Source organism: Rhodospirillales bacterium (assembly GCA_028824295.1).
In the GTDB taxonomy this organism is placed as follows: Bacteria; Pseudomonadota; Alphaproteobacteria; order TMED109; family TMED109; genus VXPW01.
The window spans coordinates 109,311-131,097 of the sequence record JAPPED010000001.1 but is presented as its reverse complement, the minus strand read 5'-3'; the positions used below and the strand labels follow the sequence as shown (position 1 = coordinate 131,097).

Sequence of the window (21,787 nt, the reverse complement as noted above, 5' to 3'; positions counted from 1 at the left end):
TTCCATGCCCGGCCTTCCGGTGCCGAAGTTTCGGTTTCTCCCGTGGTGGTTCAACCGGATAAAGGAGTTCTCAATTGTCCATTCCCCATTTCACCATGCGCCAGCTCCTGGAAGCTGGAGTGCATTTCGGCCACATGGTTCGCCGGTGGAACCCGCGCATGGCGCCGTACATCCACAGCGAGCGTGACGGCATTCACATTATTGATCTGCAGCAGACGGTACCAATGCTGTATGCCGCCCTGGCATTCTTACGAGAAATCGCAGCCGGGGGGGGCCGCGTGTTGTTCGTCGGCACCAAGCGGCAGGCGCAGAACCCGGTCGAGGAACATGCCAGACGCTGCGGTCAACACTACGTCAACCAGCGCTGGCTTGGCGGCATGCTGACCAACTGGAAGACCATCTCGAAGTCCATCGACCGCTTGAAGCAGATGGAACAGCGACTGGAGGAAGATGAAGGCAACCTGCCAAAGAAGGAGGTCCTGAACCTGCAGCGTCAGCGTGTGAAGCTTCTCCGGTCTCTGGGCGGAATCCGCGAAATGGGTGGCTTGCCGGACGCGATGGTGGTCGTCGATACCAACCACGAACGCATAGCGGTGGCCGAAGCAAAATCGCTCGGCATTCCGGTTGTGGCGATTCTGGACACGAACTCCGATCCGGTCGGAATCGATTACCCGATCCCGGGCAATGATGACGCGACCCGTGCCGTGATCTTGTACTGCGAGCTGGCCGCCAACGCCGTGCTGGGCGGGCTGGAAGAAGAACAGAAACTGGCCGGAGTGGACGTCGGGGCATCGGAGGAAGGTGGCGTCGGAGACGCATCCCTCGAGGTAATCGACGAGACGAGCGGCGAGAGCGCTGCTGCCGAAGAGGAGCCGGCCGAAGATGCATCCGGGCCGGCTGACGATGCCGCCGAGCCAGCCGCGGCCGCCAGCGACAGCAGCGGCGGTAGCGCCAACGATGGCGAAGGCGAAGCCGCACCGTCGGAACCCGCGCCGTCCGATCCAACCGCATCGGAAACGGATGTGGAGACAACCCCATGACGAAGATTTCTGCCGCACTGGTCAAGCAGCTGCGCGAGCAGACAGGCTCGGGAATGATGGACTGCAAGCGCGCGCTTTCCGAGACGGGCGGTGACCTCGAAGCAGCGCAGGACTGGCTGCGCGCCAAGGGCATTGCCGGCGCCGAGAAGAAGGCGGGGCGCGCGGCGTCTGAAGGACTGGTGGGTCTCTCGGTGGATGGCCGGCGCGCGGCGCTGGTGGAGGTTAACGCCGAAACCGACTTCGTGGCCCGGAACACCGAATTCCAGGCGTTCGTGCGCGAGGTGGCGGACGCAGGCTTGGACGCCGGAGGCGACCTGGAAGCGCTAACTGCGTCGACGCTGTCCGGTGGCGCCACGGTGGCGGAGCGCGCAATCGAGGTGAGCGCCAAGACGGGCGAGAATATCGTGGTCCGCCGTACGGAGTCGGTGACGGTGGAACGCGGCTTGATCGGTAGCTATGTGCACGGGGCCGTTGCGGCGGGCCTGGGACGCATCGGGACGCTCGTGGCGGTCGAAACGGACGGAGCCGCCGAGGGTTTCGAGGATCTTGCGAAACAGCTTGCGATGCATGTGGCCGCGGCAAGACCGCAGGCGCTTCGCCGCGATGACCTGGATCCGGCCGCCGTCGAGCGCGAACGGGCCGTGCTCATTGAACAGGCCAGAGAAAGCGGCCGACCAGACAACATCATCGAAAAGATGGTTGAAGGCCGTATGCGCAAGTTCTATGGCGAGGTGGTGCTGACGGAGCAGATATGGGTGATCGACAACAAGTCTAAGGTTGCCGATGTGCTTGCATCGGTTGCCGAGAGCGCTGGTGTGGCGGCGCACTTGTCCGGCCTTGCCTGTCTCGTGCTGGGCGAGGGGGTGGAAAAACGCGTGTCGAACTTGGCGGCGGAAGTGGCAGGCACGTTAAGGAGCTAAGCGCATCCGCGGACGCCGTTCGCGAAACAGGAAACTGACTGATGGGTACGCGTGACGGGAAAAAGACGGGGGGCCTGGCGTTGCCGCCCGGGCCCTTTTACCGTCGCGTCCTAGTCAAGCTGTCCGGCGAAGCGTTTGCCGGCGCGCAAGGGCACGGGATCGACGGCGAGAAGGTCAGCCACATCGCCAGAGAGATCCGATCTGTCTATCGCCTCGGAATCCAGGTCTGCATCGTGATCGGGGCGGGCAATATTTTTCGCGGCACCGAAAGCAAGCTGAGATACCTCGATCGTCCTACGGCAGACGAGATGGGGATGTTGGCTACCGTCATTAACGGACTGGCGCTGCACAGTGCCCTGCGCGCGCAAAACATCAAATCCCATGTGATGTCGGCGATATCAATGCCGGAAATTTGTGAGCCATTTGTTCGCTGGCAAGCGCACGCCTACCTTGAGCAGTCAGAGGTTTTGGTGTGCGCCGCAGGAACCGGATCTCCGCTTTTTACCACCGATACCGCGGCTGCTGTGCGTGCCGCGGAACTGCAGTGCGACGCGATCTTCAAGGGCACACAAGTGGACGGGGTTTACGATTCCGACCCGCATCGCAACCCGAACGCCAAACGCTTTCTTTGGATTTCCTACCAGCATGCGCTGGCCAAGAATCTGCAGGTCATGGATTCAGCTGCCCTGTCGATCGCCAGAGATGCGGAGATACCGATTCTCGTATTTTCGCTTGAAGGCACGAACGCGCTCGTTGACGCCGTGCAGGGCCAAGGAACGTTTACCATGGTCAGTGACAAGCCCCGCCACTTGGTGCTGCATGACCGCCGTGTCGGCGAGAGGGCATTCGGTATGATGGAAGCTGAGGAAGGCTGAATCCGATGACCGACTCGAATCTCGCCGATGCCAGACGTCGCATGGAAGGCGCCATTCGCGTTCTCAAGGAAGAGTTTTCCGGACTCCGCTCTGGCCGGGCGCACACGAGTCTGTTGGAGCCCATTCAGGTCGAGGCCTACGGACAGACGATGCGGCTTTCGGAGCTGGCGACCGTCGGCGCGCCGGAAGCACGTTTGCTGACCGTCCAGGTATGGGATCAAGGAAACGTGAAGTCGGCTGAACGGGCAATTCGTGAATCAGATCTTGGGCTTAATCCGATCACGGAAGGGACGTTACTCCGCGTTCCGTTGCCGGAACTGACGGAAGACCGGCGCAAGGAGTTCGCCAGAACCGCCGACCGGTACGCCGAACAGGCGCGCATAGCCGTTCGAAATGTCCGTCAGCACGTGATGCACAGTCTTCGGAGCGCACAGCGGGAGGGGGAACTTTCGGAGGATGAGCACCGCCGGGAAGGCGAAGAGGTACAAAAGCTCACGGACGATTTCGTTGGACAGATTGACCAGCTGGTAGCAGTCAAGCGTCAGGAAATTCTTCAGGTGTGAGGTGTACGATCAGCCCTCGGTTTTCGGAGAGCGCGCGGGCTGACCAGTCGAGGGAGCAACCGTCGCACGTTGCCGTGATCATGGACGGCAACGGCCGTTGGGCGGTCCAGCGCGGGCTGGCCCGTGTTGATGGGCACCGCAAGGGCGCGGATGCAGTTCGTGAAACGATCGCCGGAGCAATTGCCTGTGAGGTGAGGTACCTCACGCTCTACGCGTTCTCGACCGAGAATTGGAAACGGCCTCGTCGTGAGATCGAGGTCCTCATGTCACTCATGGTTCGGCATGTGCACACGGAGATGGACGCGCTGGCAGAGCAGAACGTGCGCGTAACGTTTATCGGTGACCGGGCCAAACTTCCGCCAGAAGTCGCGGAAGGAATGGCGATGATGGAGGATAGGACGTCTGCAAACAAAGGTTTGCGAGTGATTGTCGGACTGAACTACAGTGGCCGCAGTGAGCTCGCGTGGACGTTTCGGCAGCTGCTGGAGGACGCAGTGGCAGGGCGTATTGACGCTTCGCAGGTGGACGAAACGGCCCTCAGCCAGCGCTTGATGACGGCAGGCGTACCGGATCCTGACCTGGTCATCCGAACCGGTGGCGAGCACCGAATCTCGAACTTCCTGCTATGGCAGATCGCATACTCGGAACTGTATTTCACTTCAGTACTATGGCCGGACTTCACCAGACAGGACTTTCAGGACGCGATCGCGGCATACAACTGCCGCCGCCGCCGGTTCGGCGGAATCGATGCGTAGAGTAGCGACGCGGGAGCTTGCCGTTCGAACTGCGTCGGCGGCAGTAATGGTGCCCTTGGTACTGATCCCCGCATGGACCGGGAATTGGCCGCTCGCAATTTTGCTGGTCGCTGCAGGCTGGCAGATCGGCCACGAATGGTTCCGAATGCTGGGCTGCCGCGGACTCGAGGCGTATGGGCCGCCGTTGAGCGCAACTGCCATCGGGGGGGCAGCGTATTACGCCGCCGGACCCGTCGGGGCCGTGGCAGCCGCATTTGTCGGAGCTGCCGTAGCGAGGATCTGCATCCGCTGGCCCGACCGCACTTGGTCTAACGGCTTACTCGGTGTCCCGATACTTGCGTTTCCGCTGACCTTGGTTTGGGAGCTTCGCGGTGACGGCGACGAAGGGCGCAACCTGCTGCTGTGGTGCTTGCTCGTTGTATGGACCACCGACACATTTGCCTATCTGTGCGGACGCGTGCTTCGGGGTCGACGTCTGGCACCGACGATCAGCCCGGGCAAGACCTGGAGCGGACTGTTTGGCGGCATCTTCGCAGCGGGTGTCGCAGGCGGTCTTGTCGGGATAATGCTAGGATTCCCTGCGGAAACAGCGGTTATCAGTGCCGTCAGCGTTGGGATGGCCACGATCGTGGGTGATTTGGTCATGAGCGCGGTGAAACGCGCGCATGGGTGCAAGGATACCGGCCGGCTGATACCCGGTCATGGCGGGGTCCTCGATCGGGTTGACGGATTCTTGTTCGGCGTCACGCTCGTGGCGATTTGGAAGCTGGTCGTCAAAGGAACCTGAGGTGATACAGCCGGGGAAGACGGTCACGGTTCTCGGTTCCACCGGCTCGGTGGGGCAAAGCACCATCAGCCTGCTTCTTGAGCACCCCGGACGATGGGACGTCGCGGCACTGGCCGCGGGATCCAATGCCATCAAGCTGGCGGAGCAGGCCCGCCTGCTGAACGCGAGGTATGCAGCCATCGCGGACACGGGCCAGGCCAAGGTCCTGGAGGAAGCACTGGCGGGTACCGGGATCGAAGTGGGTGCCGGGGCAGACGCTGTGATCGAAGCTGGTGCGCGACCGGCGGAATGGGTCATGGCGGCGATCGGCGGGGCAGCGGGGCTCACGCCGACTGCAAAGGCCTTGGAGCGAGGGGCTACCGTGGCCCTCGCCAACAAGGAAAGCATGGTTTGTGCCGGGGCGCTCCTCAAGCGAGTGGCCGCCCGGTCAGGCGGCAGCATCATTCCGGTGGATTCAGAGCACAGCGCAATTTTCCAGGTGTTCGATTCGGAGCGGCCGGAACGCGTGCGTGCGGTGGTCCTGACGGCATCCGGTGGCCCGTTCCTCGATCGCAGCCCGGACAGTCTTTCGTCGGTCACGCCCGAGGACGCGGTTGCCCATCCCGTGTGGAATATGGGTGCAAAGATTTCGGTGGATTCAGCCACCATGATGAACAAGGGGCTGGAGCTGATTGAAGCCGCGCACCTGTTTCCGGTCCGACCCGACCAGCTTGACGTTCTTATCCATCCCCAATCACTCGTCCATGGACTGGTTGAGTACGTCGACGGGACCTTGTGTGCCGTTCTCGGCATTCCGGACATGCGCGTACCCATCGCTTGCGCACTTGCCTGGCCGGATCGGATGGAGCTGGAACTTCCTCGCCTTGACTTGGCGGATCAAGGCTGCCTCACCTTCCGGAAGCCGGATCCAGAGCGCTTTCCAGCCCTTCGAATCGCGCGCGAAGCCTTGCAACAAGGGGGGTCGGCTCCTACGATCTTGAATGCTGCCAACGAGGAAGCTGTAGCCGCATTTCTCCACGGCACGCTGCCGTTCCCGAGAATTACCGCCGTGTCCGAGGAGGTCTTGGCGACGCTCCCGGATACTCCCATTGATGACTTCACTGCCGTCGTCGCGGTCGACGCACAGGCCCGTGCGTCCGCCCGCGCACTGACCAGTGTGCACTAGGATTCGTAGCGTTCGTGATTTCGTCCTTGCTTTGGTTCCTGCTGGTCCTGTGCGTCGTGGTATTCGTCCACGAGCTCGGGCATTACCTGATTGCTCGCTGGAATGGCGCGAAGGTGGAGGTGTTTTCGATCGGTTTCGGGCGCGAGCTGTTCGGTGTGACCGATCGTGCGGGCACACGGTGGCGGTTTAGCCTCATTCCGCTCGGCGGATATGTGCGTTTTCCGAATCCGCCGGAACAGGGAGAAGGCGGCAGCGAAGCGGAACCAGAGCCGGACGAGAGCCTACAGGCGCACGCCCCGATCCGCCGAATCGCGATTCTTGCAGCCGGGCCCGGAGCGAATTTCCTCTTTGCTGTCGTGGTCTTTTTCGCGCTTTTCCTTGCCTTCGGAAAGGCCGGCACCTCGACTACCGTGGAACAGGTGCTTCCGGACAGCGCGGCCGCGAGCGCGGGCATCCTTCCAGGGGATCGCATCCTGTCCATCGACGGACAGATCGTGACGCGTGCCCAGGAAATCCGGGACGCGGTAAGCCCGTATCCCGGGACCCCGTTGACGTTTGTCATCGAGCGGGACGGTCGCGTGACCGAGCTTGACGTGACCCCGGTCATGGTCGACTGGACGGATCCACTCGGCACGGTGCATCAGGTTGGCCGGGTGGGGGTGGCCATTGCGCTGCCCGAGCGCGAACCGGCGAGCGTCTTTGAGGCCGCCAGGGACGCCTTCGGAGAGACGTGGTACCTGACGAGTTCTGTGCTGGAAGCATTCGGCGAAATACTTACCGGCCGCCGCAGTACCGATGAGCTGGGTGGTCCGGTGATGATCGCACAGGTATCCGGAGACTTTGCCGAACAGGGCCTGCTCCCGCTGTTCGGCTTTATCGCGTTTCTTTCGGTCAACCTGGGAATCATCAACCTGTTCCCGATTCCGATGTTGGATGGTGGCCAGATCGTCGTAGCGGTGGCCGAACTCGCAAGCGGTCGGAGGCTCAGCGAACGCTTCATGTACTGGTTCCAAATGACCGGCCTGGTGACAGTCGGAGGGCTCATGCTCTTCGTTCTGGCGAATGACCTCAGTCGGCCGAGTGTGGTGAATTTTGTTAGCGGGTTGTTTCAATGACGGGAAGTCGAACTGTGAGAACCCTTGGGCTCATGCTCGTCGTTGGAGCGGTGCTGGTCTCAGGGAGCCCAGGAACCGGAGAGGCCCAAGACAACACCATCACTGAGGTTCGGGTCGAAGGCAACCAGCGCATCGAAGACTCCACAATCTTGTCGAATTTGACCGTTCGCGCCGGCCAGCAGATCGAACCCGGCAGCCCGTTCGACCCGCTGCTGCTCGACACCGCACTCAAGTCCCTGTTCCAGACGGGACTATTTGCCGACGTGACCTTTGTCCGCGACGGCACGACATTGATTGTCCGTGTAGTGGAGAATCCAATCGTCAACCAGGTCGTGTTCGAGGGCAACCAGAGGATCGACGACGAGGATCTGGTCGGCGAGATCAACCTCCGGCAGCGCATGGTCTTCACCCGAAGCCGGGTCCGCACCGATCAGGAACGCCTCCTGACCGTCTATCGCCGCAGCGGGCGGTACGGAGCCGCGGTGGTACCGAAGGTGATCTTGCTGGATCAAAACCGGGTAAACGTCATCTTTGAGATCGATGAAGGGCCGCTCACCGGCATCGAGAGCATCAATTTCGTCGGGAACCGCCGTTTCAGCGATGGTGACTTGCGCGATGTGATGCGCACACGGGAAAGCCGGTGGTGGCGGTTTCTATCATCGAGCGACCGCTACGATCCCGACCAGCTGGCCTTTGACGAAGAGTTGCTACGCCGACACTACTTCGACCGAGGTTATCTCCGTTTCAAGATCTTGTCTTCGTCGGCCGAACTGCTGCCTGATGGGGAAGCGTTCCTGATCACGATTGCTGTGGAGGAAGGCGACCGCTACACCTTCAGCGACGTGACTGCGACATCAGCACTTCCCGAGGTGGATGTCGATTCGCTTCTGGAACTCATCGAAACAGAGACCGGAGACGAGTACAACAGGACCGCAATTCAGGACACCATTGGAATCCTCTCGGATGCTGTGGTGACAGCAGGATTCCCGTTCGTTCAGGTGGACGTCGAACCCGACGTTGATGACGACGCCAAAACGGTCGCGCTGCATTACCACCTGGTTGAGGGGGAGCGGTTGTACGTCGACCGCATCGAGATCAAGGGAAATGTCCGCACGCATGACCACGTTGTTCGTCGGTACCTCCGCTTGTCCGAAGGAGACCCTCTCAACCGGGGCTTGCTTGCCCGCTCGCGAACCTTGGTAGGAAACCTGGGGTTTTTCTCTGACGTGCAGTTTCAGGAGGTTCTGGGGCGTGCGGCCGACCAGCGCGACATCGAGCTCACGGTGGAGGAACGCTCGACCGGAGAGATCAGCTTCGGTCTGGGATATTCAACCAGTCGCGGTGCGATCGGAAGCATCTCGCTCCGTGAGCGCAACCTGCTAGGCACCGGCAGCAGTCTCACGGTTGCCCTGGAAAATGCACGAACCGGTGGGCACTACAGCCTGGCCTACTCCCAGCCATATTTCCGCCAACGGGACCTGTCCCTCAGTACGAGCGTGTTCTCGTCCAATACCGATCGAATCGGAACCGCGTACGAATCGGATGAGCAGGGAGCCCGCATCGGATTTGGCTTCAGCCTCGGGGAATATCTCCGTCAGCGGCTGACGTACGGGCTCACCTGGGTACGGGTGACCGGTCGGGAGGAAGTCCAGGTCGATCTCGGCCGCAGGGTGATTTCCGCCGTCACTTCCTCGTGGACGTACGATCGCCGCGACAGCGCACTGCTTCCCTCAAAGGGATACAACGTTGGTCTCTCGACAACCCTGGCCGGCCTTGGTGGCGACGATCGACACGCCCGAGTGACCCTGAACGGCGGCTACTACACCGATGTCCTGTGGGACGAGTGGGTCTTGGGATTGCTGGTGAGCGCCGGATTCATCGAGGGGATCGGCCAGGACGTCAGCATCTACGATCGATTTCTGCTGGGCGACCGAACATTCCGGGGGTTCGAGTACGCCGGTATCGGCCCACGCTACCTAGGAACCGGGCGCTCCAGCGGCCTGGGCGGAAACATGTTTGCGACAGCGACGGCCGAACTGAAAGTCGACCTCGGCCTGCCGCGGGAACTCGGAATGCACGGACGCATATTCGGTATCGTAGGAACCTTGACGGGGATTGATCGTGCAACGGTCGTCACCAACGGGGGAACCGTGGTGGATTCCGGTTCGGCGCGGGCATCTGCTGGAGTGGGCCTGTCGTGGAGTTCTCCGGTAGGACCGGTCCGGATCGACTGGACGACTGCGCTGGCCAAAGAATCTTACGATCGGACTGAAACAATCCTCTTCAGTCTCGGCAGCACGTTCTGACCTCGTACCTGCAATTTTCCCTGAAGGATTCCCCATGCTACATCCCTGCCTACGGGCTCTGGCCGCTGCCGTGTTGGTCGCGCACGCCATCGCGGCGCAAGCCCAGGAAGACGAGGCCTCCCCGCCGCCCACCATTGCCGTGCCCGAAGACTTTGCGATCGGCCTTATTGACATCAATCGCATCTTCCGCCTTTCCACCGCGCTGAACGGGGTGCGGGAAGAGGTCAATGCCCGTGAGCAGCTCTATCGAGAGGAAATCACGGCCGCCGAGGAACGTTTGCGCCAACAGCAAGAGGAGCTCTCGCAAAAACGCGGGGTGTTGTCTCCGCAAGAATATGCGGTCGAGGAAGCCAGTTTTCGCAGTGAGGTGGAGGGCTTGCAGAAGCGGGTGAACGAGCGCAGCCAGGAACTTCAGGAGATCATGGCCCAAAGTCAGCAGCAGGTTCAGGAGGAAACGGTACGGATCGTTGCAGAGATCGCACTGGAACGGAATTTCGCGCTGGTGTTCGATGCCTCCCAACTCGTGATCGCCGCGGAACAGATCAACATCTCGGATGAAGTAGTCGAACGACTCAACGAGCGGGTCCCACAACTCGAGATTCCTGAGGCCGGATCTACGCAGGAGGTCGAGGGCGAGGACGGTTGATCGACGATGCCGGACTCACGCTTTTTCTCATCCAGAGGGCCGCTCTCGCTCGCAGTACTCGCGGAAGTGGGAGGGGCCCAGTTGGTGCGCCCAGACGATGGTAACCGACTGATCGCCACAGTTTCGCACGGCACGGGCGCTGCCGCTGACGCCTTGAGCTATTGCGTTTCCAAATCAGCAGTTCGGCGGCTCTCGATTGATGCGGGCGCTTGTGTGACGACCCCAGCATTGGCGGTGGAAATACCCCGTGGAATTGCCTGCTTGACGGCGGCTAATCCCCGCCTGGCGTTTGCTCGTATGGCCGCGGTGTTGTTTCCGCCGCCGCCGCTGCAGCCCGGCGTGAGCGAACGGGCGGTTATTGATCCTGATGCATCGTTGGGTCAGGACTGCCGCATTGAGGCCGGGACAGTGATCGGAGCGAACGCTGAAATCGGCGCTGGAGTGTGGGTAGGAGCCAATACGACGATCGGTCCAGGAGTTGTGCTGGGACCGCGTACGCGGGTCGACGCCAATGTAACGATCGTGTGTGCGGTGATTGGCGCTGACGTCCGAATACACGCAGGTGCTCGAATTGGTCAGGATGGTTTCGGGCTCGAACTCGCCAGTACGGATGAGGGATACGAACGAGTACCTCAGCTTGGCCGGGTCTGTATTGAAGACAGGGCCGATATCGGGGCGAACACCTGTATCGATCGCGGAGCTCTCGGAGACACGGTGATCGGCGAAGGCGCCTTTCTCGACAATCTCGTCCACGTCGGCCACAACGTCCAGGTGGGGCCGCACGTCGTACTTGCCGGTCAATGCGGTATCGGCGGCAGCAGTTCCATCGGCGCGTTTAGCGCCGCGGGCGGCCAGGTCGGGATTTCCGACCACATCACCGTTGGGCACAGGTGCCAGATCGGCGCCAAGGCCGGGGTCACGCGCGATCTTGATAACGACGCCAAGGTTGCCGGGATGCCCGCAGTCCCGCTAGCCCGCTATCTTCGTCAGACGATCGCTCTTGAGCGCTTGGCAACGCGTCGGAGGCAGACAGGTGGGGGGGCCGGATCATGAGGAAGCCGGGCGAACAAGAAGCGAGCGCCAACCTTTCAGCCATCTTGGAGGCGATTCCGCACCGCTATCCGTTTCTGCTCATCGATCGGATCACCGAATATGTCGCATACGAGCACGCGGTGATGCTGAAAAACGTGACGATCAATGAGGGCTTCTTCCAAGGGCATTTCCCCGAGCATCCCGTGATGCCGGGCGTATTGGTCGTTGAGGCCATGGCACAGGCGGCCGGCGTCTTCGCCGTTCGCTCGATCGGCAAAGAGGGACAGGATCACATCGTCTACCTGATGGGGCTTGACAACGTCCGGTTTCGTCGCCCCGTGGTACCGGGCGATCAGCTTTGGATTCGCGTGGAGAAGCAGCGAATCCGTGAGAATGTCTGGCGCGTCGGGGCTACGGCGGAAGTCGACGGGGAACGCGCGGCGGAAGCGGTCCTCACCGCAATGATCCGGCACCGTGACCAGTGGACCGAAGACGGATGAAGCGCTGGCACCCCACTGCGGTGGTGGACTCGCAGGCAGAGATAGCTGACGGAGTGGACATCGGGCCGTATTGCACCATCGGTCCAGGGGTGCGGATCGGGTCCGGTACCCGCCTCATCTCGCACGTCGCGATCGATGGCAACGCGACTCTGGGCACCAACAATCTGATCTATCCCTTCGTTGCCATCGGCTGTCCCGCGCAGGTGAGACCTCCGGTGGAGGATGTGATGCGGATTGAGATTGGTTCCAACAATGTGATGCGCGAACACGTCACCCTCCATACCGGCACCCCCCGGGGCGGAGGGGTAACGCGGATTGGCAGCAACGTGCTTTTCATGGTTGGCACTCACGTCGCCCATGACTGTTCGATCGGCAACTACGTGGTCTTGGCAAACGGTGCCCAGGTCGGTGGTCACGCGGTCATCGGTGACTTCGCCCAGATCGGCGCACTGACTGGTGTGCACCAGTTTGTGCGCATCGGAGCGTACGCCTTCATCGGCGGTTGCTCCGCCGTCGAAAAACACGTGATCCCCTATGTGCTGGCGACCGGCAACCGGGCGTGGTTGCGGGGGCTCAACATCATCGGACTGCAACGGGCAGGTTTCAGCAAAAACGAGATTGACGACTTGCGAAAGGCGTACGGGTTTCTGTTCTCCGGCGACGAGTTGTTCCGTCTGCAGGTTGCGAATCTTCAGATCGAACTCGACGGATCTGAAAGAGTTGCCGAGATTGTGCGCTTCTGCGGTGAGATCGAACACGTGCCGGAACTCGCCAGGCGCGGTATGTGCCTGCCCCGAGACGGCCGCCTCTGACATCCGTGTCCGACGCCGGCGCTGAAGACGCTCGGTCTCCGGTTGGGATCGTTGCCGGCGGAGGGTTGTTGCCGGGGCTGGTCGCCGAGGCCTGCCGTTCAGGCGGCCGACCGTATTTCCTGCTGGCATTGGCAGGGCAGGCAGATCAATCTGCGAGCGGGTTCGAACCCGACGCCTGGGTCCGTCTCGGGGCATCCGAAGAACTGCTCGGAATCCTTCGCGACGCCGCCGTCGAGACCGTGGTGCTGGCAGGACACGTGCGGCGCCCGTCGCTGGCTGAACTCCGCCCGGATGCCCGTGCGTTGCGCGTACTTGCCCGGGCAGCCCGGTTCGCGCTGGGCGACGACGGGCTGCTGCGCGCCATCGTCGACGAATTTGAGCGTGAGGGATTTCGGATCGTCGGGGCCGACAGTCTCGTGAACGAACTCTTGGCCCCGATCGGCCTCTGGTCCACGAGCAAGCCGGACGAACAGGACAACATTGACATCGCCCGGGGAACCGCCGTTGCGCGTGCTCTGGGAGCGGTCGACGTCGGCCAGGCCGCCGTGGTCCAGGGTGGTCATGTGCTGGCGGTTGAGGCTTCCGAAGGGACAGCTGCCATGGTTCGCCGGGCCGGGCTGCAACGGCGGGCTGGAAGCGGTGGAGTGCTCGTGAAAGTCGCCAAACCAGGTCAGGAGCGGCGCGTCGACCTACCGACAATTGGTCCTGACACCGTGGCTGACGTCGCGGCGGCCGGACTTGCCGGAATCGCCGTGGAGGCCGGTTCTGTCCTTGTCATCCGCCGGAAAGAAGTCATCCGGCGCGCCGACGCGCACGGCCTTTTCCTGCTCGGCTGCCGCGTCGACGACTGATCCGGTGCCGCACGTATATCTGGTTGCCGGTGAGGCTTCGGGAGACGAGCTCGGAGCACGCCTGATTCAAGCCCTGACGGCAGAGACGGCAGGAGCGCTTCGTCTAAACGGGGTCGGTGGACCCAAGATGGAGGCTGCCGGCTTGTCGCCGTTGTTTCCGGCCGATGAAATCGCCCTAGTGGGAATTGCGGAAGTCCTGCCGCGTGTGCCACGTGTTCTCCGCCGGCTGCGCAGCGTGGAAGCACAGGTACGTGCGCTTCGACCCGATGCCGTGGTGACCATCGATGCACCCGGCTTCAACTTCCGGTTGGGTGCGCGGCTTCGTGGGGCAGGGATTCCCCTCATCCACTACGTCGCTCCGACGGTATGGGCGTGGAAACCCGGACGAGCTCGGAAGGTTGCCCGCTTCCTAGATCGAATGCTGACCTTGTTCCCCTTCGAACCTCCCTACTTCGAACAAGAAGGGCTGCCGGCAACGTTTGTCGGACACCCGGTCGTGGAAACGCCCATTCCCACCCTGTCTCCCGACTTTCGCCAAGGGTGGGGGATCAGCGCTGACGCACCGGTTCTTCTGGTCCTACCGGGAAGTCGGGCAGGGGAGGTGCAACGGCTGGCGCCACGTTTCGCAAGCTGCGTTCGAATCCTCCTGCAGCGCCGACATGATCTTCGGATTGTTGTCGGCGTGGCTCCGGGGCGGAAGCGACAAATCGAATCCGAGTTTTCCGGCTTGCCCGCCATCCTTGTCGACGGGGACTCCGACAAGCGGCGTTGGTATGCGGCTGCCGATGTCGCCTTGGCAGCGTCAGGAAGCGTGACCCTCGAACTCGCGCGTTGTCAGACGGCCATGGTGGTCGCCTACCGAATGGCTCCTGTCACCTGGGAGATTGTCCAGCGGATGGCGACCATCAAGTACGCGAATCTCATCAATGTGATGCGGGATGTCGAGGCGATCCCGGAGTTTCTCCAGCGGTCCTGCCGCCCGGATCGACTGGCGCGCGCGGTTGACTCGCTCCTGCAAAACCCAAAGGCGCGGGCGCGGCAAATCGAAATCACGTCAGCTGCCATCGAGGATCTCCGGAATGGCGACCTGCCACCCAGCCAGCGTGCAGCCCGGGCAATCCTTGCTACGCTTGATCCCCAGCCGGATCCACAGAAGGGGGAAAACCGTTGACAGCAGCCCGTCCAGACACCTTTCGCATGCTTCACACGATGATCCGTGTCCGCGACCTTGAACGCTCGCTGGCCTTTTACACCGGTGCCTTGGGCATGCAGGTGCTCCGACGCAAGGACTTCCCGGGCGGCCGCTTCACGCTTGCGTTTGTGGGCTACGGCCCCGAGGAAGACCACACGGTCCTAGAACTCACCCACAACTGGGACCAAGAAGAAGACTACGCCCAGGGCGACGCGTGGGGGCACATCGCTCTCGGTGTCCCGGACATCTACGGGACATGCGAGCGCCTCGAGGCTGACGGAGTTCGCATCCCGCGCCCGCCCGGCCCCATGCAGCACGGCAGTACGGTGATCGCATTCGTCGAAGATCCAGATGGTTACAAGATCGAATTGATTGAACGGTGAGCGGCTGCACGGTCGTTCATTTGCCCCCGTCTGGGGGCCTAGGTACGGTACTGCTTGATCCTGGATTGCTAATCGCCTGGACGTGAGAGAGAGACACATGGCCATGGATACGGAACGACGGACGGCGCAACTGACACTTAGTGACGGCCGAAGTCTTCAGTTGCCGGAACTATCGGGAACGATCGGGCCCGATGTGGTCGATGTGCGTTCCCTCTATGGCAGTGCCGGTGTGTTTACGTACGACCCGGGCTACACCTCGACCGGTTCTTGTGAATCTAAAATCACGTTCATTGATGGTGAACGCGGAATACTGCTGCACCGCGGCTATCGCATCGAGGATCTGGCTCAGCACTGCGATTTCCTGGAAGTGGCTTACCTTCTTTTACGAGGTGAATTGCCTGACCCGGCCAGTAACGAGGACTTTGCCTACACGATTAGTCGGCATACCATGCTGCACGAGCAGCTGACATATCTGTTTCGGGGTTTTCGACGCGATGCCCATGCCATGGCGATCTTGTGCGGCGTTGTCGGAGCGTTATCAGCCTTCTATCACGACAGTACGGACATTACCGACCCTCACCAGCGGATGGTCGCTTCGCACCGATTGATCGCAAAAATCCCGACGATTGCCACGATGGCCTACAAGTATTCGATCGGCCAGCCCTTTATCTATCCGCGCAATGACCTCGATTACGCGGAGAATTTCTTGCACATGATGTTTGCGGTGCCAGCCGAGGAGTACGTCATCGACGACGTGTTGGCGCGGGCGATGAATCGAATTCTCATCCTCCACGCCGATCATGAGCAGAACGCCTCGACTTCCACGGTACGGCTCGCGGGCTCGTCCGGTGCCAACCCGTTTGCATGTGTGGCCGCGGGGATTGCGTCGCTATGGGGGCCTGCGCACGGTGGCGCCAACGAGGCGGTGATCAGCATGCTCCAGGAAATCGGTGACGTTTCGCGGGTGAAGTCGTTTATTGACCGCGCGCGTGACTCCGCCGACCCGTTTCGCTTGATGGGCTTCGGGCACCGTGTCTACAAAAACTACGATCCTCGGGCGCGCGTCATGCAGTCGACCGCTCACGAAGTCCTCGGCGCCTTGGGAAAAGAGAACGAGCCAATGTTTCGGCTTGCCAGGGAGTTGGAGCGCATTGCCTTGGAGGACGACTACTTCGTTGAGAAGAAGCTGTATCCTAATGTCGACTTTTATTCTGGGATTACGCTACAAGCCATTGGTTTTCCGCCCAGTTTGTTCACCGTACTGTTTGCAGTCGCCCGCACCGTCGGATGGGTCGCCCAGTGGAACGAGATGATCGAAGATCCCGCTCAGCGGATCGGACGTCCGCGCCAGCTGTATACCGGCGTATCGGAACGTCCGTTTGTTCCAATTGAGGACCGCAGTTGACGCGCTGTTACAGCCAAATTCGCCTTTGCCAGCTTGCCCAATTTGGCGCCCCAAACTACAATGGACGAAACCGGGGTCTGTCGTTGCTCGCTTGCAGCTTCGCCGCTTTGGCGAATCTGTGTCGTCGGCGGTTCCCCTTTGTATTCCTGAGGAGGGATTATGGCTGTTCTTAACATCAACGGCGTGTCGCACGTCGTCGATGCACCGGGGGACACCAAACTGCTGTGGGTCATTCGCGAAGGTCTGCGTCTAACCGGCACGAAGTTTGGATGCGGCATTGGCCTCTGTGGGGCCTGTACTGTTCACCTTAATGGTGAAGCAGTGCGGTCCTGCCAGCTGCAGTTGTCGGACGCCGAAGGTGCGACGATCACTACGATTGAAGGCCTCGACCCGAAGGGTCAGCATCCGGTGCAGAAGGCGTGGCTGGAGTTGCAGATTCCCCAGTGCGGGTACTGCCAGTCCGGGCAGATGATGAATGCCGCTGCGTTCCTTGAGTCCAACTCCAGCCCGAGTGATGCAGAGATTCTCGATGCCATGCAAGGCAACATCTGCCGCTGCTCAACGTACGCTCGGATCAAGCAGGGTGTCCGTCGGGCTGCCCAGATGATGCAGGAGGCCTGACCATGACCAAGCACATGAAAGACTTGGGTGGCGCAACGCGCCGCGACATTCTGGTCGGCTCCGCTGTTGCCGGCACTGGATTGGTGGTCGGCTACTCAGTCCTGCCACACTTGACCGGCGGTGCCCGCGAGGCCCTGGCGGCTGGCAATTTCGAGCCCAGCTTGTTCCTGACCATGGAGCCCAGCGGGATCGCGACTGTCCACATCACCAAGACGGAAATGGGGCAGCACGTCGGCACCGCATTGGCGCAGGCAGTTGCCGAAGAGTTGGAAATCGACTGGAACGACGTCCGCATTGACTACCCAGACAGCCACGAAAAGTGGGGTCTGATGATCACTGGCGGTTCGTGGTCGGTGAACTGGACGTTCGACCGCAACTCGCGGATCGGTGCGGCCGCGCGGATGGCTCTCGTGGAGGCTGGTGCCAACATGCTTGGCGTGCCGGCCAGCGAGTGTTCCGCTGCAAACAGCACCGTCACTCACACGGGCACCGGTCAGTCGACGACCTATTCCGAAATCATCAGCGCGGGCCCGATCGACCGGACCTTCAGCGAAGATGAAATGAAAGCCATCGAACTGAAGAAGTTTGGCGAGTACAAACTCGTCGGCACGTCGGTTCCGGCTCTCGACATTCCGGCAAAGATCGACGGCACCGCCCGGTACGGCATCGACGTGTTCGTTCCGAACATGGCGTACGGTCGGATCGTCACCTGGCCCACCCGCTGGGGTGCGATGCCGAACTCGGTCGACGACTCGGCCGCTAGCGGCATCGATGGATACATCGGAACCGAAATCATCGAGGATCCGACCGGAGTCCAGCGCGGCTACGCGATCGTGCTCGCCGAGACGATCTGGGCAGCCGAAAAGGCCGCCGATGCCGTTTCCGTCGATTGGGATCTCGGTCCGAACGCCAACGTCAGCACTGCAGACATTCTTGGCTACGCCAAGAAGGCAACTGCCGACGGCGAAGGGTTTGCCTGGGTAATCGACGGCGACACGGACGCAGGCATGAGCAATGCCGCGACCGTCGTCGAGGCCGAGTACGAAACGAGCCTCGGCTACCACGGCATGATGGAGCCGATGAACTGCGTGGCCATGGAGCAGGACGGGGTCTGGCACCTCTTCACGGCGTGCCAGTGGTCCACCCGATGCACGGCTATGACGGCTGAAGCACTCGGTGTGGAACCGGCCAATGTGGTCCACCACCAGCAGTACGCAGGTACTGGCTTCGGACGGCGGCTTGAGCCGGATGCGATGATTCCAGCGGCCCTGGCGGCCAAGGCAGCCGGGCGTCCCGTCAAGCTCGTGTTCACCCGCGAGCAGGACGTGATGTTCGACTTCCACCAGTCGCTCACCTACCAGACCGTGAAAGGTGGGGTGAACGTCGCCGGTGATCTGGACACGATGGTTCACACTGTCTGCTCGGCTTGGGCGACCAAGCGGCAGGCTCCGGGCTTCTTGGCGGAATCAGTAGACAAGAAGGGCAAGATCGACCCGTTCTCCACGAACGGATCGGACCACTGGTACAACGTTCCGAACCAGTACGTACGTTCCATTGAGAACATTGTTGGTCAGAGCGCGACCCCTCCGGGACAGCTCCGTGCAGTTGCACCGACCTGGACGATGTGGGCTGTTGAGTCGTTCCTCGACGAAGCCGCGCACGCAGTCGGACGCGACCCGCTCGAGTTCCGGACTTCGCTTCTGAAGGCTGTGGGCAAGAACGTCGGTACCCCGCCGAACACGGTGGGTGGCTCGGAGCGTCTGCGCAACGCACTGCTGGTTGCTGCGGGACGCGCGGGTTACGGCGTGAAGCCTCTCCCCGCCAACACGGGTCAGGGAATTGCCAGCGTTACGTCGCAGGAGCGTGGCTCCCCGACGTGGACGGCGTGCGTCGCTGAGGTGCACGTTGACCCCGAATCCGGAGAGCCGACCGTAAGGAAGCTTTCCATCGCGATGGACGTGGGCACCGCCGTCAATCCGGACGGTGTGCTGGCGCAGATCCAGGGTTCCGCAATCTACGGGACATCGAGGGTTCTCTACGAGAACATCACGATGAAGGACGGTTCGATCGAACAGTCGAACTTCGACACCTGGACGCCGATGCGGATCAACCAGGTGCCTGAAATCGACGTCAGCATCATCCAGAACGGCCACTACCCGGCCGGGACGGGCGAGCCCGTCGTGACGGTTGTCGGGCCCGCGATTGCCAACGCCATCCAAGCAGCGGTGGGCGCACGCGTACGTTCGTGGCCGATCACTGCGGAGAAGGTCAAGGCGGCGATGCAAGAAGCCTGATACCTATTCCCTAAACAACGCTTGGGCGGCGGTCATCCGACCGCCGCCCTTTTTTTGGTGTGCCGAGCATGACCAACAGCTTGGAAGTGCAAGTCCTCTATCCAACCTGATGGCGGTGAAGGATTAGCGAAGCGCAAGGGCGCTGTTGTAAGGCAGGGTTTGAAGGAAGCGCGGAGCAAAGCCGCGCCCCGATGGACAAGAACCGGATACGAGGCCTACCCGGGCGGACGAGCGGGCAAATGACCGCGAAGTCCATAGCCATCAAGGCCCGGGGTGGTAAATCCGGCGGGTGTGTGGCGAAGGCGGCTGGTCTTACCTCGGGAGGTCCGCGCCGCGTCCGGCACGTCCCGGACTGAGCGTTCCCGCAAGGGTCGCGATCGCAGCGCGGAAGTCAGCAGACGGCATAGTAGTCGGCTTGCCGACGAAGGCCTGAACGATGGACAGGGTCATGAGGACGGTGCGCTCATGCGGACCAGGCGGCAGAAGATCCAGTTGGAACTGGCCTTGGAGCCGGTGGCGAAGGGTGAAGCCCGGAGCGCCGGGAGCCAAGGGACCGAAGCCCGCATGGCGCGTGCCGACCCCGAACGCCCGGCCGCCGGACCGGGACCGTCGATGGCGGCGGTCCTCCAGCCCGGCAATCTGAAGAAGGCGCTGGCGCGTGTCCGGCGCAACCGGGGGGCGCCCGGTGTCGACGGCATGACGACCGGCGATCTGGGCGCTCACCTGAGAAGCCACTGGCCCGAGATCAGGTCCCGGCTCCTCGATGGCACCTACGAACCGCAGCCGGTGCGGTGGGTGGAGATCCCGAAGGCCTCGGGCGGGGTTCGCCCGCTGGGTGTGCCGACGGTGCTCGACCGCTTCATCCAGCAGGCAGTGATGCAGGTGCTGCAGGAGGACTGGGACGGAAGCTTCTCGGACGCGAGCTACGGGTTCCGGCCCGGACGCTCGGCCCATCAGGCGATCGGGCGCGCACAGGAGCACATCCGCGCGGGCTTCGGCATCGTGGTCGACCTCGATCTGGAGAAGTTCTTCGACCGGGTCAATCACGACATCCTGATGGGGCTGGTGGCCGGCCGACTGGGGACTTTTACTTCGGCGCTATCGGGGAGTTTTCATCCGGCACTGACACGCTCTCACCCTTGCTGTCGAATCTGATGCTTGACGTCCTGGACCAGGAACTGGAGAAGCGTGGCCACCGCTTCGTTCGTTACGCCGATGACTGCAACATCTATGTGCGGTCCCGGCGGGCGGGCGAGCGGGTCATGGCGAGCGTGACCGGCTTCCTTGCCCGGCGGCTGAAGCTGACGGTGAACGCAGGCAAGAGCGCGGTGGATCGTCCGGTGGCACGGGCCTTCCTGGGCTTCAGCTTGACGGTCGGGCAGGCGCCCAGGCGGCGGATCGCGCCGCAAGCGCTCGCCCGGTTCAAGGCCAGGGTCCGGGAACTGACGCGCTGCACGAAGAGCGTCAGCCTCGCCCATCTCGTCATGGAGCTGTCCCGCTACCTCGCCGGGTGGCGGGGCTACTTCGGCTTCTGCGAGACGCCCTCGGTGCTGCGTCGCCTCGACCAATGGGTCAGACGAAGGCTCCGTGCCATCGTCTGGCGGCAATGGAAGCGCGGGCGTACCCGCTTTGCGGCGCTACACCGTCTTGGCGTGGGCAAGCAGCTGGCGGCGAACACCGCCGGCAGTGCTCACGGTCCATGGCGGCTCGGCAACAGCCCCGCGCTCTCCTACGCGCTCCCCAATAACTTCTTCGACCGGCTCGGACTCGCCTCCGTGGCGGGACCGGCCACGGCTTAAATCCGTCGAACCGCCGTGTACGGACCCGTACGCACGGTGGTGTGGGAGGGGTGGAGCCGCGAGGCTCCCCCCTATCCCGATTGCGCACATGGCAGGACCGTTCGCCAGCTGTCCGTAAACTGACGGGGGGTCACAGAAGCTTGCCCCATGGCTGCAATCGGAGGGCGCTTGAAGGTTACCGAGCGCCATCACCGAGGTAGTGCCTTCAGCTTCTCTTCAGGATGCAGGTTCGAGCGCCCGGTCTATCCAGGAAGCACGCGATCAGCCCGTTCCAGGTCGGAGTTGGCGCGGCCGCGTCTTGATTCCAACTCCAACCTCGCGGACGCCCGCGCAAGTGCTCCAACGGATGATGGTCACAGATACCCCTCCGGCGGTGCGATGTGCCGTCTTGCCACCATCGAAGCTCCGGCAAACCCCGGGCCATGGCATTGTTTTCTCCTCGACTCCCCGCCGAACACCGATTTCAAATTTGGCCGAGCAATTGCGATCAGGTACCGCTATGCTTCTGGGGTGGTAAACGAAGGAGGAGCGTATGCCACAAGATTCGACCGATTCTCAGCGCAAGTCCCGCCGTCGCGGCCTAAGTCGCCGCAAGCTCTTCGCCGCAGCAGGTGTCACCGGGGCGGCAGCATTGGCCATACGCCGCCCATCAACCGCCCCCGCCTCGTCAAAGCCCTCCAGATCGCACGCACGCTACCGTGAAACCGAGCACGTCCGCACGGTGTA

20 protein-coding genes and 1 pseudogene are annotated in these 21,787 nt (G+C 62.1%); all 21 read left to right on the top strand.

Going from position 1 to position 21,787, the window contains the following annotated elements; all coding sequences use genetic code 11:
• Positions 1-74 precede the first annotated feature (74 nt).
• A pseudogene (gene rpsB, locus OXH60_00640) lies at positions 75-800 on the top strand (30S ribosomal protein S2).
• A 236-nt stretch (positions 801-1,036) separates the two neighbouring features.
• Positions 1,037-1,960: a translation elongation factor Ts gene (gene tsf / locus OXH60_00635; GenBank protein MDE0710626.1), complete on the top strand. Its 924-nt coding sequence runs from the start codon at positions 1,037-1,039 to the stop codon at positions 1,958-1,960.
• Positions 1,961-2,001: 41 nt separating this feature from the next.
• Positions 2,002-2,835, top strand: coding sequence for a UMP kinase (gene pyrH / locus OXH60_00630; GenBank protein ID MDE0710625.1), 834 nt, complete (start codon positions 2,002-2,004; stop codon positions 2,833-2,835).
• A gap of 5 nt (positions 2,836-2,840) precedes the next feature.
• Positions 2,841-3,398, top strand: a complete 558-nt coding sequence (gene frr, locus OXH60_00625) for a ribosome recycling factor (protein ID MDE0710624.1) — start codon at positions 2,841-2,843, stop codon at positions 3,396-3,398.
• The gene (locus OXH60_00620) at positions 3,395-4,153 is read left to right on the top strand and encodes an isoprenyl transferase (protein MDE0710623.1); all 759 of its coding nucleotides are present in this window, start codon (positions 3,395-3,397) and stop codon (positions 4,151-4,153) included. The genes frr and OXH60_00620 overlap by 4 nt, the downstream gene beginning before the upstream one ends.
• Positions 4,146-4,940 carry a phosphatidate cytidylyltransferase gene (locus OXH60_00615; GenBank protein MDE0710622.1) on the top strand — a complete coding sequence of 265 codons (795 nt, stop codon included), beginning with the start codon at positions 4,146-4,148 and terminating at the stop codon, positions 4,938-4,940. The genes OXH60_00620 and OXH60_00615 overlap by 8 nt, the downstream gene beginning before the upstream one ends.
• 1 nt (position 4,941) lies before the next feature.
• The gene (gene dxr, locus OXH60_00610; GenBank protein ID MDE0710621.1) at positions 4,942-6,105 is read left to right on the top strand and encodes a 1-deoxy-D-xylulose-5-phosphate reductoisomerase; all 1,164 of its coding nucleotides are present in this window, start codon (positions 4,942-4,944) and stop codon (positions 6,103-6,105) included.
• 14 nt (positions 6,106-6,119) lie between these two features.
• Entirely contained in the window at positions 6,120-7,220 is a 1,101-nt protein-coding gene (gene rseP, locus OXH60_00605; protein MDE0710620.1) for an RIP metalloprotease RseP, read from the top strand.
• Between the two features lie 14 nt (positions 7,221-7,234).
• Positions 7,235-9,526: an outer membrane protein assembly factor BamA gene (bamA, locus tag OXH60_00600; GenBank protein MDE0710619.1), complete on the top strand. Its 2,292-nt coding sequence runs from the start codon at positions 7,235-7,237 to the stop codon at positions 9,524-9,526.
• A 70-nt stretch (positions 9,527-9,596) separates the two neighbouring features.
• Positions 9,597-10,172 (top strand): OmpH family outer membrane protein, encoded by a 576-nt coding sequence (locus OXH60_00595; protein ID MDE0710618.1) that lies wholly within the window; start codon positions 9,597-9,599, stop codon positions 10,170-10,172.
• A 6-nt stretch (positions 10,173-10,178) separates the two neighbouring features.
• Positions 10,179-11,225 (top strand): UDP-3-O-(3-hydroxymyristoyl)glucosamine N-acyltransferase, encoded by a 1,047-nt coding sequence (gene lpxD / locus OXH60_00590; protein MDE0710617.1) that lies wholly within the window; start codon positions 10,179-10,181, stop codon positions 11,223-11,225.
• Complete coding sequence (gene fabZ, locus OXH60_00585) at positions 11,222-11,704, top strand: 3-hydroxyacyl-ACP dehydratase FabZ (GenBank protein MDE0710616.1); 483 nt, start codon at positions 11,222-11,224, stop codon at positions 11,702-11,704. Before lpxD ends, fabZ begins: the two co-directional genes overlap by 4 nt.
• Entirely contained in the window at positions 11,701-12,516 is an 816-nt protein-coding gene (gene lpxA, locus OXH60_00580) for an acyl-ACP--UDP-N-acetylglucosamine O-acyltransferase (protein MDE0710615.1), read from the top strand. Before fabZ ends, lpxA begins: the two co-directional genes overlap by 4 nt.
• A gap of 5 nt (positions 12,517-12,521) precedes the next feature.
• Positions 12,522-13,367 carry a UDP-2,3-diacylglucosamine diphosphatase LpxI gene (gene lpxI / locus OXH60_00575; GenBank protein MDE0710614.1) on the top strand — a complete coding sequence of 282 codons (846 nt, stop codon included), beginning with the start codon at positions 12,522-12,524 and terminating at the stop codon, positions 13,365-13,367.
• 4 nt (positions 13,368-13,371) lie between these two features.
• Positions 13,372-14,538: a lipid-A-disaccharide synthase gene (lpxB, locus tag OXH60_00570; protein ID MDE0710613.1), complete on the top strand. Its 1,167-nt coding sequence runs from the start codon at positions 13,372-13,374 to the stop codon at positions 14,536-14,538.
• Between the two features lie 26 nt (positions 14,539-14,564).
• Positions 14,565-14,942: a lactoylglutathione lyase gene (gene gloA, locus OXH60_00565; protein MDE0710612.1), complete on the top strand. Its 378-nt coding sequence runs from the start codon at positions 14,565-14,567 to the stop codon at positions 14,940-14,942.
• A 103-nt stretch (positions 14,943-15,045) separates the two neighbouring features.
• Positions 15,046-16,347, top strand: a complete 1,302-nt coding sequence (gene gltA / locus OXH60_00560) for a citrate synthase (protein MDE0710611.1) — start codon at positions 15,046-15,048, stop codon at positions 16,345-16,347.
• Positions 16,348-16,506: 159 nt separating this feature from the next.
• Complete coding sequence (locus OXH60_00555; protein MDE0710610.1) at positions 16,507-16,968, top strand: (2Fe-2S)-binding protein; 462 nt, start codon at positions 16,507-16,509, stop codon at positions 16,966-16,968.
• A 2-nt stretch (positions 16,969-16,970) separates the two neighbouring features.
• Positions 16,971-19,262, top strand: a complete 2,292-nt coding sequence (locus OXH60_00550) for a molybdopterin-dependent oxidoreductase (protein ID MDE0710609.1) — start codon at positions 16,971-16,973, stop codon at positions 19,260-19,262.
• A 465-nt stretch (positions 19,263-19,727) separates the two neighbouring features.
• Positions 19,728-20,417 carry a reverse transcriptase domain-containing protein gene (locus OXH60_00545; GenBank protein ID MDE0710608.1) on the top strand — a complete coding sequence of 230 codons (690 nt, stop codon included), beginning with the start codon at positions 19,728-19,730 and terminating at the stop codon, positions 20,415-20,417.
• On the top strand, positions 20,417-21,061 hold the full coding sequence (locus OXH60_00540) for a hypothetical protein (protein MDE0710607.1): 645 nt from the start codon (positions 20,417-20,419) through the stop codon (positions 21,059-21,061). The genes OXH60_00545 and OXH60_00540 overlap by 1 nt, the downstream gene beginning before the upstream one ends.
• The last annotated feature ends 726 nt before the right edge of the window (positions 21,062-21,787 follow it).